11 protein-coding genes and 1 tRNA gene are annotated in these 12900 nt (G+C 63.3%); 10 read left to right on the forward strand and 2 right to left on the reverse strand.

Annotation, left to right across the window (positions count from 1 at the left end):
• Window positions 1–70: 70 nt before the first annotated feature.
• From rsmB to BMW76_RS02965, 10 genes are all read left to right on the forward strand, one after another.
• Window positions 71–1498, forward strand: coding sequence for a 16S rRNA (cytosine(967)-C(5))-methyltransferase RsmB (gene rsmB, locus BMW76_RS02920; RefSeq protein WP_090862664.1), 1428 nt, complete (start codon window positions 71–73; stop codon window positions 1496–1498).
• The gene (locus BMW76_RS02925) at window positions 1495–2085 is read left to right on the forward strand and encodes a DUF4390 domain-containing protein (protein WP_087732236.1); all 591 of its coding nucleotides are present in this window, start codon (window positions 1495–1497) and stop codon (window positions 2083–2085) included. Before rsmB ends, BMW76_RS02925 begins: the two co-directional genes overlap by 4 nt.
• Window positions 2075–4489 carry a sensor histidine kinase gene (locus BMW76_RS02930; protein ID WP_090862667.1) on the forward strand — a complete coding sequence of 805 codons (2415 nt, stop codon included), beginning with the start codon at window positions 2075–2077 and terminating at the stop codon, window positions 4487–4489. Before BMW76_RS02925 ends, BMW76_RS02930 begins: the two co-directional genes overlap by 11 nt.
• Window positions 4490–5179, forward strand: coding sequence for a response regulator transcription factor EsaR (gene esaR, locus BMW76_RS02935; protein WP_090862670.1), 690 nt, complete (start codon window positions 4490–4492; stop codon window positions 5177–5179).
• 83 nt (window positions 5180–5262) lie between these two features.
• A tRNA-Phe gene (locus BMW76_RS02940) sits at window positions 5263–5338 on the forward strand.
• A gap of 354 nt (window positions 5339–5692) precedes the next feature.
• Window positions 5693–6424 carry a 7-cyano-7-deazaguanine synthase QueC gene (queC, locus tag BMW76_RS02945; RefSeq protein ID WP_090863568.1) on the forward strand — a complete coding sequence of 244 codons (732 nt, stop codon included), beginning with the start codon at window positions 5693–5695 and terminating at the stop codon, window positions 6422–6424.
• A 48-nt stretch (window positions 6425–6472) separates the two neighbouring features.
• Window positions 6473–7105 carry a 7-carboxy-7-deazaguanine synthase gene (queE, locus tag BMW76_RS02950; RefSeq protein WP_090862673.1) on the forward strand — a complete coding sequence of 211 codons (633 nt, stop codon included), beginning with the start codon at window positions 6473–6475 and terminating at the stop codon, window positions 7103–7105.
• Window positions 7106–7113: 8 nt separating this feature from the next.
• Window positions 7114–7557, forward strand: coding sequence for a 6-carboxytetrahydropterin synthase QueD (gene queD / locus BMW76_RS02955; protein WP_090863571.1), 444 nt, complete (start codon window positions 7114–7116; stop codon window positions 7555–7557).
• A 184-nt stretch (window positions 7558–7741) separates the two neighbouring features.
• Window positions 7742–8524 carry an HpcH/HpaI aldolase family protein gene (locus tag BMW76_RS02960; protein WP_090862676.1) on the forward strand — a complete coding sequence of 261 codons (783 nt, stop codon included), beginning with the start codon at window positions 7742–7744 and terminating at the stop codon, window positions 8522–8524.
• Window positions 8521–9240: a tetratricopeptide repeat protein gene (locus BMW76_RS02965; protein ID WP_090862679.1), complete on the forward strand. Its 720-nt coding sequence runs from the start codon at window positions 8521–8523 to the stop codon at window positions 9238–9240. Before BMW76_RS02960 ends, BMW76_RS02965 begins: the two co-directional genes overlap by 4 nt.
• Window positions 9241–9303: 63 nt before the next feature.
• Here the strand turns inward: BMW76_RS02965 and rodA are convergent, their stop codons facing one another.
• On the reverse strand, window positions 9304–10452 hold the full coding sequence (gene rodA / locus BMW76_RS02970; protein ID WP_090862682.1) for a rod shape-determining protein RodA: 1149 nt from the start codon (window positions 10450–10452) through the stop codon (window positions 9304–9306).
• Between the two features lie 10 nt (window positions 10453–10462).
• Entirely contained in the window at window positions 10463–12898 is a 2436-nt protein-coding gene (gene mrdA / locus BMW76_RS02975) for a penicillin-binding protein 2 (protein ID WP_090862685.1), read from the reverse strand.
• Between the last annotated feature and the right edge of the window lie 2 nt (window positions 12899–12900).

The raw sequence follows: 12900 nt of genomic DNA on the forward strand, positions 1-12900 counted from the left end.
ATGGTCGGCGTCACGCTACAATGTGGCGTTTGCGCGACACTCTCCGTCAGCGCCCGTTTTCCGCCTGTTCATGACCCGAAAGCCTTCTCAGCGTCCCATTTCGCCGCCATCGCGCTCACGCGATACTCGCCTGTCGACGTTGCATCTCGCGCCCGAATCGCTCGGCTTCGCGCTCGATTGCGCAGCCCAAGCCGTCGGCGCCGTTCGTCAAGGCGCCGCGCTGCCCGCAGCCCTGCATTCGATTTTTATGTCGCTTCCGGAAGGTGTCGCGGCGGCGTCGCGTGGCGCTGTGCAAGACATTGCGTACCGGACGATGCGCCGGCTCGGCACGGTCGAGGGGCTGGTCGCGAACGTCGTGCGCAAACCCCCGCCGCCGCATGTCGGACACGTGCTGGTCTGCGCGCTCGCGTTGCTCGTCGATGAAGAGAGCAACGCTGCCTATGCGCCATTCACGGTCGTCGATCAGGCTGTGAATGCGATCGGCGCGCGGCGCGAGTTCGCGTTCGCAAAGGGGCTGGTCAACGCGGTGCTGCGTAACTTCTTGCGTGAACGCGAAACGCTGCTCGCCGACACGCGGAACGATGAAGTCGCTCGCTGGAACTACCCCGTCTGGTGGATCGACGCCGTTCGCAAAGCGTGGCCCGATGCGTGGCAAGACATCCTCACCGCGGGCAACAGCCAGGGTCCGCTGACGCTGCGCGTAAACGCGCGTCACGCGACGGTCGATGCGTATCTGCAAACGTTGCGCGAGCATCAGATTCCGGCAACGCAGATCGGCGATCACGCCGTGCGTCTCGACGCGCCGATGCCCGTCGAGCGTATTCCGGGCTTCAACGAAGGCGTCGTCTCCGTGCAGGACGCGGGCGCGCAACTCGCGGCGCAATGGCTCGGCGTGCGCGACGGCATGCGCGTGCTTGATGCGTGCGCGGCGCCCGGCGGCAAGACGGGACATCTGCTCGAACTTGCGAACATCGATCTGATCGCGCTCGAAAGCGATGCGACGCGCGCGCGGCGTATCGGCGAAAACCTGCAGCGTCTGAAGCTGAATGCTCATGTGCGCATCGGCGACGCAGGCAATCCCACGCAATGGCATGACGCCGCCGATCAGCCATTCGATCGCATTCTCGCCGACGTGCCGTGCTCCGCGTCGGGCATCGTGCGTCGTCATCCGGATATTCGCTGGCTGCGCCGCGCGTCGGATATTCCGGCGCTCGTCGAAGAACAGCGCCGCATTCTCGAAGCGCTGTGGCCGCTCGTCAAACCGGGCGGCGAATTGCTGTACGTTACGTGCTCGATCTTTCCCGAAGAAGGCGAGTTGCAGGCCCAGTGGTTTGGAAACCGACACGCGGATGCGGTACGATTGGACGCGCCGGGGCAACTGCTCCCAGCAGTCGCCCGCGCGCCCGCCGATGTTTCGGCTGGTTCCCGCGCCGGACAAAGCACTGGTTCGAGCTTAGACCACGACGGATTCTTCTACGCGCGCTTTCAGAAACGGTGATCATCAAACGCTTTCTTCCGCTACGGCTCGCGGCCGCGCTCTGGATTGCGCTGGCACTTTGCCTGACGGCAGCCGGACCGGCGCGTGCCGAATCGATCGCCGTGCAGCGCGCGTCCCTGCAATCCGACGGCAGCGGCTGGAGCCTCGACGCGCGCTTCGATTTCGAGCTGAACAGCAATCTCGAAGATGCTGTCAACAAGGGCATACCGCTTTACTTCACAACGGACTTCGAACTGAGCCGGCCGCGCTGGTACTGGTTCGATGAACAGCCGGTGAGCGTATCGCAAAGCATTCGACTATCGTTTCAGCCGCTCACGCGCGAGTACCGCGTATCGACGGGCGGCCTGCAACTCGGCTTCGCCTCGCTCAACGAGGCGCTCGCCGTGATCAAGCATGTCACGTCGTGGCATGTAATCGATCGCAACCAGGTCCATGCGGGAGAAACGTACAACGCATCGGTGCGCATGCAGCTCGACATCGCATTGATGCCCAAGCCGTTCCAGATCGACGCGGTCAACAACCGCGACTGGAACCTTGCTTCCGACTGGAAGCGTTTTACTTTCACGGTGACCGAACGTGCTAAATAAAGTGCGCCGCGCCACCAGTGTCAGCAGCGTCGTCGTGCGGTTGCTCGTGTCGACGGTGGCCGTCACGGCCGTCCTGCTGCTCGTGCTGCTCGCGGCGGCGAGCGCGAACACCGAATTCTTCGACCGCTATTACGGCTGGCTCTACGCGGCCAACGTCGCGGTTGCGCTGATCTTCATGCTGATCGTCGCGGTGCTCGTGGTGATCATTGTCACGCGATTACGCAAGGGCAAATTCGGCACGAGGCTGCTCGCGAAGCTCGCGTTCTTCTTCGCGCTCGTCGGCGTGGTGCCGGGCGGCATCATCTACATCGTGTCGTATCAGTTCGTGTCGCGAAGTATCGAGTCGTGGTTCGACGTCAATGTCGAAACCGCGCTCACGTCGGGGCTGAATCTCGGACGCGGGATGCTCGACGCATCGCTGTCCGACTTGCAGACCAAGGGCCGTCTGATGGCCGAGCAGCTCGCGAGCGCCGATTCCGCGGGAACGACGCTCACGCTGCTGCGTTTGCGCGATCAGTTCGGCGTGCAGGACGCGACGATCGTAGAGCCGACGCGCAGCATGTCGGGCGCGGCGCCGGACATGCACGTCGTGGCGCAGGCGACGAGCAACTATGCGTCGCTCGTGCCGAGCGACCTGCCCACGGCGATGATGATCGATCAGGCGCGTGGACGCGGCTTCGCGTCGATCGAAGGCGAAGTCGACGGCGATCCGAAAGCGCGCGGCGCAAAGGGCGCATTGCGTCTGCGCATCGTGCAGCGCATTCCCGACACCAACGCGTCGCTGCTGCAGCCGACCGAGCGCTTCCTGCAACTCACGCAGCCGGTCTCGCAGACATTGGCGCGCAATGCGGATGCCGTGCAGCGCGCGTATCGCGAGTACCAGGAGAAGGCGATCGGGCGCACGGGCCTGCGCAAGATGTACATCGGCACGCTGACGCTCGCGCTCTTTCTCGCGACCTTCATCGCGATGATGCTCGCGCTCGCGCTCGGCAATCAGCTTGCGCGGCCGCTGTTCCTGCTCGCGCAGGGCACGAAAGAAGTGACGGAAGGCGACTACACGCCGAAGCGCGAAATCAAGTCGCGCGACGAACTCGGCTTCCTTACGCAGTCGTTCAACGCGATGACGCGCCAGTTGTCGGAAGCGCGCGCAGCCGTCGAGGCCAACCGCGTCGCGCTCGAACATTCGAAGGCGTACCTCGAAAGCATTCTCGCGAATCTGACGGCGGGCGTGTTCGTGTTCGACCGGCAGTTCCGCTTGATGACCGTCAATCGCGGCGCGGAACGCATCTTCCGGCAGCCGTTCGCGTCGATGCTCGGCTCGTCGCTCGATCGCATTGCCGTGTTGAGCGAATTCGGCGCGATGGTGCGCAAGGCGTTTGCCGATCTCGAAGCAGCGGGCGGCGATCAGGACGACACGGGCCATTGGCAGCAGCAGATGGCGCTGCAAATACCGGGCGAAACCGATCCGCTGACGCTGCTTGCGCGCGGCGCGCGGCTCGTATCGGCGGCGGGCAACGACAGCGACGATGAAGTGACGTCCGGCTATGTCGTCGTGTTCGACGATATTTCCGACGTGATCTCCGCGCAGCGTTCGATCGCATGGGGCGAAGTCGCGCGGCGTCTCGCGCACGAGATCAAGAATCCGCTGACGCCGATCCAGCTTTCGGCTGAACGCTTGCAGATGAAGCTCTCCGACAAGCTTGCGCCGTCGGATGCCGAAGTATTGAAACGTGGCGCCACTACAATCGTGAATCAGGTCGCGGCGATGAAGCAGATGGTCGACGATTTCCGCGACTATGCGCGCACGCCGCCTGCCGTGCTCGCAAATCTGCAACTGAACGAACTCGTGAGCGAAGTGCTCACGCTGTACGGAATCGAAGAGGGCAAGAGCGCGATTGTCGTCGAAATGGCGGACTTGCCCGTTATACGCGGAGACGCGACGCAATTGCGTCAGGTGATCCATAACCTGCTGCAGAACGCGCAGGATGCTGTCGCCGATGTCGGGCACCCCCGTGTGTTGCTCGAGACGAGGACAGTAGAATATGGCGATCCCGATGCAGACGGCAAAGTGAGCGTCGCGGTGCGATTGACCGTGTCGGACAACGGTCCGGGGTTTCCCGCGCGCATCCTCACGCGCGCGTTCGAACCTTATGTAACGACCAAGGCCAAAGGTACAGGTCTCGGACTTGCCATGGTCAAGAAGATCGTCGATGAACACGGCGCACGAATCGATATACGCAATCGTCTGAAAGCCGGCGATGTAATCGAGGGCGCGCAAATTTCAATCCTCTTCCTTCAACTCGCAGATAACAATGCTGCGGCGCCCGGAAGCGGGCCGCAGGCGGCGCACGGCAGCGCGTCGCAGGGAAAGACAAAAGCAACAGTGCAGACAAGGGCAGCGTAAATGGCAACCATCCTGGTGGTAGATGATGAAATGGGCATCCGGGAACTGCTCTCGGAGATCCTGAGCGACGAGGGACATGTCGTGGACGTCGCGGAAAACGCGCAGGAAGCGCGTGACTACCGGCTTCGTCAGGCACCCGATCTGGTGCTGCTCGACATCTGGATGCCCGATACCGATGGCGTAACGCTGCTCAAGGAGTGGGCCGCGCAAGCGCTTCTGTCGATGCCCGTCATCATGATGTCGGGCCACGCGACCATCGACACCGCTGTCGAAGCGACGAAGATCGGCGCGCTCAATTTCCTCGAAAAGCCGATCGCGCTGCAAAAGCTGCTGAAGGCCGTCGAGCAGGGGCTGGCGCGCGGCAGCGCGGCGCCCGCTGCGGGCGGCATGGCGGCCAAGCCGGCGATGGCGGCGAATGCGTCGGCTGTGGCATCGGCGGCGGCGCTGCCGATGATGTCCGCGGACAACCTGGGCGGCGGCATGCTGTCGGCCCAGACGGCGTCGATTTCGTTCGATATTCCGCTGCGTGATGCGCGCGATGCATTCGAGCGCGCGTACTTCGAGTACCACCTCGCGCGCGAGAACGGCAGCATGACGCGCGTCGCGGAAAAGACCGGGCTCGAACGCACGCACCTGTATCGCAAGCTCAAGCAGCTTGGCGTCGATCTCGGCAAGAACAAGGGCGAGTAAGCGGAAAGCTCTTTCAACAGGAGTTTTTTTCGGGAAGGGCTTGAGAATCAGAAAATCGCTTGCTATACTCTCGCTTCTTCGTTGGCCCGGTAGCTCAGTTGGTAGAGCAGCGGATTGAAAATCCGCGTGTCGGTGGTTCGATTCCGCCCCAGGCCACCAGGATTCGGCCCCAGGAAATCGCAAGATTCCTGGGGCTTTTCCTATGTGCGGACGATATGCCGATTCGTCGCGAGACATCGCGCGGCGGCCGCGAGCGGGGCTCGGCTCCGCGTGATAAAATCGCGCTTTATCAAGGACTTGCCATGTGTTCTTCGCAAGTCCTTTTTCGTTTCAGGTCCGAGGCATCGTGCGGCGTGAAACTCCTTGGCGGACAATTGACGGTATAAACGCAGGCAGCTTGGCGCGTGAAAGCCGCAGCCTATACTGCTTGAGCCGGCATGGGTGCCGGCCCGCGCGCCGCAAGGCCGCCAGGCACCGCTTGTGCGCGGCATTCAACAAACACGGAGTTTCGCAGTGACCCGCAAAGACGCCAAGAGTAGCGCCCTGGTGCTGTTTTCCGGTGGCCAGGATTCGGCCACGTGTCTCGCCTGGGCGCTGGATCGGTACGAAACAGTCGAAACACTGGGTTTCGACTATGGGCAGCGGCACCGTGTCGAGCTCGAATGCCGTGAGGGTTTCCGCAGCGCGGTGGCGCGCACGTTCCCCGATTGGGGCGAGCGGCTCGGCGACGATCACATGATCGATCTGTCGGTGCTCGGCTCGATCAGCGACACGGCGATGACGCGCGACATCGAGATTCACGCGGCGTCGAATGGTCTGCCGAACACATTCGTGCCCGGCCGCAATCTGATGTTCATGACGATTGCGGCGGCGATCGCGTATCGTCGCGGGTTGCGCGTGCTGGTCGGCGGAATGTGCGAGACGGATTTTTCCGGCTACCCGGATTGCCGCGACGACACGATGAAGGCGTTGCAAGTCGCGCTGAATCTCGGCATGGACAGCCGCTTCGTGCTGGAGACGCCGCTGATGTGGATCGACAAGGCCGACACGTGGCGGCTCGCACATACGCTGGGCGGCGACGCACTGGTCGAGCTGATCCGCATCGAAACGCACACGTGCTACCTCGGCGAGCGTTCGGAGTTGCATGCATGGGGTTTCGGCTGCGGCGAGTGCCCTGCGTGCCGTTTGCGCAAGCGCGGGTACGAAGCGTTTCTGAACGGCGAGCAGGTCACGGAACCGGCCTAAACGAAAGCGACATCAACAGGCTTCACGGAGCATCAGGCAGAAAGCAGCATGACGTACGCGGTCAAGGAAATTTTCTACACGTTGCAGGGCGAAGGCGCGAACGCAGGGCGCCCGGCCGTGTTTTGCCGGTTCGCCGGATGCAACCTGTGGTCGGGCCGTGAAGAAGATCGCGCCGACGCAGTGTGCAAGTTCTGCGACACCGACTTCGTCGGCACCGACGGCGAGAACGGCGGCAAATTCCGCACGCCCGAAGAGCTGGCCGCGAAGATCGCTTCGTTGTGGCCGGAAGGCGAAGATCAGCGCTTCGTCGTGTGCACGGGAGGCGAGCCGATGCTGCAGATTGACCAGCCGTTCGTCGACGCGCTGCACGCGGCCGGCTTCGAAATCGCCATCGAGACGAACGGTTCGCTGCCCGTGCTCGACACGATCGACTGGATCTGTGTGAGCCCGAAAGCGGATGCGCCGCTCGTGCAGACCAAAGGCAACGAACTGAAAGTGGTCGTGCCGCAGGAGAACCAGCGTCTCGCCGACTACGCGAAGCTCGACTTCGATTATTTCCTCGTGCAGCCGATGGACGGCCCTTCGCGCGACATCAACACGAAGCTCGCGATCGACTGGTGCAAGCGCCATCCGCAGTGGCGCCTGTCGATGCAGACTCACAAGTACCTGAACATTCCCTGATTGCCGTGCTGACGATTACCCGAAAACTCGAATTCGACGCGGGCCACCGCATTCCCGATCACCGCAGCCAGTGCCGTAATCTGCACGGGCATCGCTACGTGCTGGAAATTACGCTGCAAGGCGATCTCGTCGAAACGGAAGGCGCGCCCGATCGCGGCATGGTGATGGATTTCGCCGACGTCAAAGCGCTCGCGAACGAGCATCTCGTCGACAAGTGGGACCACGCGTTTCTCGTCTATGAAGGCGATACGCAGGTGCGCGGTTTTCTCGACTCGATGGCCGGTCACAAGACGGTCGTGCTCGACCGCATTCCGACCGTCGAAAATCTCGCGGCCGTCGCATTCGAGATTCTCGCGAACGTCTACGACGCGCACTATGGCGTCAATCTGCGTCTGCACAAGGTGCGTCTGTACGAGACGCCGAATTGCTGGGCCGACGTGGTCCGCGACTAATCGGGTTATTGTCAAGGTATGATCGTTTCGATAATCACTCGGAGCGAGACATGCCGGTCACCGCGATTTGCAGCGGGCGCCACGCCTGCCACAATGACGACACCTTTCACGTCGGCCGTTCGGGCCGCGTAGTCTTTCGCTCAAGTCTGCCCACGGCCGTGCTCGACGGCGACGGAGGCGCGCAATGAGCACCTTCACGAATCCACTCAAGCTGCGCCTGAAAGAGCCGGACCCGCTGTTCGGACTGTGGCTGTCGCTCGGCAGCGACAGCGCCGCCGAAGCGCTCGCGCACGCCGGTTTCGACTGGCTGCTGATCGATATGGAGCACGCGCCGAACGATAGCATCGACGTGACGGGACAATTGCGCGCCATTGCGGCCGCGCATCTGCCCACGGAGCCCGTCGTTCGCCTGCCCGCCATCGAGCCGTGGCTCGTCAAGCGCGTCCTCGACGCGGGCGCGCGCACGCTGATGTTTCCAAACATCGAGACGGCTGACGAAGCGGCCCAGGCCGTCCGGCTGACCCAATATGCGACGCTGGAAGGACCGGACGGCCTGCGTGGCGTAGCAGGCGCGGTTCGTGCAGCAGCATACGGAATGCGACGCGACTATTTGCAGAATGCGAACGCGCAAATCGCCACGATCGTGCAGATCGAGTCGAGGCGCGCGCTCGAGCTTGTGGAGCAGATCGCGGCGACGCCGGGCATCGACTGCCTGTTCGTCGGGCCGGCGGACCTCGCGGCGAGCCTCGGTCATCTCGGCGATTCGAAACACCCTGAAGTCCAGGGCGCGATGAAGCACATTCTGGATGTTGCGCATCGAGCGCGCGTCGCGACGGGCATTTTTGCCATGGATGTCGCGAGTGCGCGGCAATACCGGTCGGAAGGCTTTCGTTTCATCGCGCTCGCCGCCGACGTAATGTGGCTGTTGCGCACCACGCGACAGGCATTGCAGGAGGTTCGGTCATGAAGCTGTTGTCGTTGGGCGCGGCGCGCATAGCAGGTTGCGCGGCTCGCGCTGTCGTATTGACCGCATTGGCGGCGGGCGCGGCGGCACATGCGCAGAGCAAGATGCCGCCCGCGTCGGATCTCGAAACGCAAACGGCCGTCGCCGATTACAACGCCGGCAACTTTACGTCGGCGCTCGCCGAGTTTCGCAAGGCTGCGCAGCGCGGCAGCCGTCTCGCCGAATTCAACTACGCGATGATGCTGCTCAACGGCGAAGGCGGTCCGGTCAATGTCGAAGAAGGCAAGAAGTGGCTGCGCAAGGCCGCTGACGCCAACATGTCACATGCGCAATACGTGTACGGGAAGATGTACGACGACGGTGAGTTCGTCGCGCGCGATCCCGTCGAGGCGCATCAATGGTTTCTGAAGGCCGCGCAGCAAGGACATATTCAGGCTGAGCTAGCGCTCGCGAACCAGTTTCTCGACGGACGCGGCACCGTGCGCGATAACCAGCAGGCGTTCGTCTGGTACAAGAAGGCAGCCGAGGGCGGCGACATGACCGCGCAGTACGTGACGGGCTCGTTCTACGAGCGCGGCGGCGATGGTGTTCCGCAGAATCTGAACGTGGCGCGCGCCTATTACGCGGCGGCCGCCGCGCAAGGCGATCCGGCGGCGCGGCTCAAGTATCAGCAACTGAGCGCGCAACTGCGTGAGTCGCACGAAGCGAAGCCTCAATAAAAAACGGCGCCTGAGAATTTCAGGCGCCGTTTGACTATGTGGGTAGGACGTAGGGCTCGTGGATTAACTTTGCATCAGACGCTTCTGCCGCCCGACGCTCATGATGAGACCAATCGCAAAACCGAGTGTCGTCAGCGCGGTTCCGCCGTAACTCATGAACGGCAAAGGCACACCCACCACGGGAAGAATCCCACTGACCATGCCGATGTTCACGAACGCGTAGGTGAAGAACGCCATCGTGAGAGAGCCGGCCAGCAATCGGCCGAACAGCGTCGCGCCATTCGCCGCGATGAACAGACCGCGCGCGATCAACGCCATGTAGAGCGTCAGCAGCACCAGGCCGCCCGCCAGGCCGAATTCCTCGGCGAATACCGCGAAAATGAAGTCGGTGTGCTTCTCCGGAATGAACTCGAGGTGAGCCTGCGTGCCCTTCAGCCAGCCCTTGCCGAGCGGGCCGCCCGAGCCGATCGCGATCACGGCCTGAATCGTGTGGAAGCCTTTGCCCAGCGGATCGGATGTCGGATCGAGCAGCGTGCAGATGCGGTGCTTCTGATAATCGTGCATCAGCGGCCACTGCACTTCGGGCTGACAGATCTTGTCCTGGAAAGTCGCAATCGCGCCGACGGCAATCACGCCCGCGACCAGCACGGGCACGATCAGCTTGAAGCTCAGTCCGGCGAAGTAGATGACGAAAAGCCCCGACGCGAACACGAGCACGGCTGTGCCGAGGTCGGGCTGCTTGGCGATCAGGCCGACGGGCACGGCGAGAATGATCAGACCGACGATGTAGTCCCACCAGCGGATATTGCTCTCGCGCCGCTGGTAGTACCAGGCGAGCATCAGCGGCGTCGCGATCTTCAGGATCTCCGACGGCTGGATCACCACGCCGACGTTGATCCAGCGCTTCGCGCCCTTGCGCGTCAGGCCGAACATCGCGACCGCGACGAGCAACGCGACCCCGAATGTGTAGATGGGAACGGCGAAGCGCATCAGCGTCGTCGGCGGGATGTTGGCCAGCACCCACATCAGCCCGAACGTCAGGATGATATTGCGCAACTGGTCTTCGACACGTCCGGGCATGTCGATGCTCGCGCTATAGAGCGTCACGATGCCGACGCACAGCAGCAGAAATACGATCAGTGCGAGCGGACGATCGAAGCCCGCGAACATGTTCTTGATGCGATCGAGCCAGGCGCGCTTGTCGATTTGCATGCCTTTCTCCTTACTCGTCGATGCCGCCGGACACAGGACCGCGCGGGGCGGCCTGCGATTCGTCGTTGCGCGATGGCGCAGCGGCGGCTGGCCGCGATTCGCTGGCCGGGCGGGGTTTGTGTGATGACTTGCGCGCGTCGGGGGCCTTCACGGTGGCCGCAGCCGTGGTCGCTGACGTGACGGATGACGCCGCCGTCGATGGCGCGGCAGTTGCCGACGCGCCGCGCGGCGCCTTGGTGGATTGCGCGGATTTCGCAACGGAAGCGGGCACGGGTGCAGCGGCCGAACCAGGAGCAGACGCAGCCAGTGCCGAAGCCGTCACAGCGCCTGAGGCCGCAACGCCCGCCGCATTCGCGCCGGACGCATCCGATGCAGGCGCTGCATGCGGCGTCGATGCGCCCACGGGCAGCGGCAGCGCGGTGAAGCCCGCCGCGACCGACACCGGCTGAATCTCGCCGTTGGGTGCAGGTGGCGCGCTGCCGATGACAGGCGCCGAAGTTTCTTCCGTCGCCGATGCAGCCGCCGTGACGGCCGCGGCCTCGACGCCCGGCTTCGCGCGGTCGACGAGGTAATAGTCGAGCACGCGACGCGCGATCGGCCCCGCCGCTTGCGCACCCCAGCCGCCGTTTTCGACGATCAGCGCGAGCGCGATTTTCGGATTGTCGGCGGGCGCGAACGCGATGAAGAGCGCGTGGTCGCGCAGATTTTCAGCGAGTGCGTGACCGTGGTACTTCTGACCTTGCAGCGAGAACACCTGCGCCGTCCCCGTCTTGCCCGCCGACAGATACGCCGCATTGCGGAACACCTGATACGCGGTGCCCGACGGGTTCATCGTCACGTTTTCCATACCGCGCTTGATGACGTCGATGTCCGACTGCTTCACGTCGATGCGTCCGTCGTCCTTCGGCACGGTGGCGCGCAGCGCGCGGGTGATCGGATTCTCGATTTCCTTCACGAGGTGCGGCTTCATGACGGTCGCGTTGTTCGCGAGCGTGGCTGTCGCGTGTGCGAGCTGCAGGATCGTGTACGAGTTGTAGCCCTGGCCGATGCCGAGGCTGATCGTCTCGCCTTCGTACCATTTCTGCTGCTCGGGCTTGTGGTACGCCTTGCGCTTCCAGTCCGTCGAAGGCAGGATGCCGCGCGCTTCGCCGGCAATGTCAATGCCCGTTATCTGGCCGAAGCCCCACGGCTTCATGAAGTTCGCGATCGCATTGACGCCGAGATCGTGCGCGAGCATGTAAAAGTACGTGTCGTTCGACACCATGATCGCGCGGTTCATGTCGATCCAGCCTTGGCCCTGCGGCACGTCGTTGCGGAACGTGTGGCCGCCGAACGTGTACGAGCCCGGGTCCTGGAAGCCCCATTGCGGCGTGCGCTTGTGCAGCGTCAGCGCGGCCAGCGCCATGAACGGCTTGTATGTCGAGCCGGGCGGATAGGTGCCGTGCAGCGGACGGTTGAGCAGCGGGTGATCGGGCGAGTTGTTCAATTCATCCCAGGTCTGCTGGTCGATGCCGTCGACGAATGCATTCGGATCGAAGCTCGGCGCCGACACGAACGCGAGCACGTCGCCCGTCGACGGTTCGATCGCCACCAGCGCGCCGCGGCGTCCTGCGAATGCCTGCTCGGCGACCTGCTGCAAGCCGATATCGAGCGACAGCACGAGGTTGTTGCCCGGCGTCGCCTGCGTGCGCGAGAGCGTGCGCACAGGCCGTCCGCCCGCCGTCACTTCGACTTCCTCAAAACCCGTCAGGCCGTGCAGTTCCGTTTCGTAGCTCTGCTCGACGCCGATCTTGCCGATGTAGTCGGTGCCCTTGTAGTTGTTCGCATCGAGGCGCGGGTCGTAGTGATCGGGATCGCTGTCGTTCTGATCGCTGGCATCGTCGATGTGGTCCTGGTCGCGCTGCGAAATGCGGCCGATGTAGCCGATCACGTGCGCCGCCGTCGGTCCGAGCGGATATTGACGGAACAGCCGCGCGCGCACTTCGACGCCTGGAAAACGGAAGCGCTGTGCGGTGAAGCGTGCGACTTCGTCGTCGGTGAGGCGCGTGCGGATCGGCAGGCTCTCGAAGTTCTTCGAGTCCTCCTGCAGCTTGCGGAAGCGCCGGCGGTCGCGCGCATCGATGTTGACCACGGTCGACAGATTGTCGATCACGTTGTCGAGCGAGTCGTTCAGCTTCGACGGCGTGATTTCGAGCGTGTACGCCGAGTAGTTCCTCGCGAGAACGACGCCGTTGCGGTCCGTGATGATGCCGCGGTTCGGCACGATCGGCGCGACCGAGATGCGGTTCTCGTCGGCTTGCAGCGAGTACTTGCTGTAGTGCCAGACCTGCAGGAACAGGAAGCGGAATGCGATCAGCCCGAAGCAGACGAACACGAACAGCCCCGCCGCCGCGACGCGCAGGCGGAATTTCGTGAGCTGCTGCTGGGTGTCCTTGAATTCGGTCATGC

The sequence above is a fragment of the Paraburkholderia diazotrophica genome, assembly GCF_900108945.1.
GTDB lineage: Bacteria > Pseudomonadota > Gammaproteobacteria > Burkholderiales > Burkholderiaceae > Paraburkholderia > Paraburkholderia diazotrophica.

Bases quoted from the DNA above. Each gene is read 5' to 3' on its own strand.
- BMW76_RS02965 (WP_090862679.1), top strand. From the start codon at position 8,521: ATGAAGCTGTTGTCGTTGGGCGCGGCGCGCATAGCAGGTTGCGCGGCT.
- esaR (WP_090862670.1), top strand. From the start codon at position 4,490: ATGGCAACCATCCTGGTGGTAGATGATGAAATGGGCATCCGGGAACTG.
- BMW76_RS02960 (WP_090862676.1), top strand. From the start codon at position 7,742: ATGAGCACCTTCACGAATCCACTCAAGCTGCGCCTGAAAGAGCCGGAC.
- queE (WP_090862673.1), top strand. From the start codon at position 6,473: ATGACGTACGCGGTCAAGGAAATTTTCTACACGTTGCAGGGCGAAGGC.
- rodA (WP_090862682.1), bottom strand. From the start codon at position 10,452: ATGCAAATCGACAAGCGCGCCTGGCTCGATCGCATCAAGAACATGTTC.
- rsmB (WP_090862664.1), top strand. From the start codon at position 71: ATGACCCGAAAGCCTTCTCAGCGTCCCATTTCGCCGCCATCGCGCTCA.
- mrdA (WP_090862685.1), bottom strand. From the start codon at position 12,898: ATGACCGAATTCAAGGACACCCAGCAGCAGCTCACGAAATTCCGCCTG.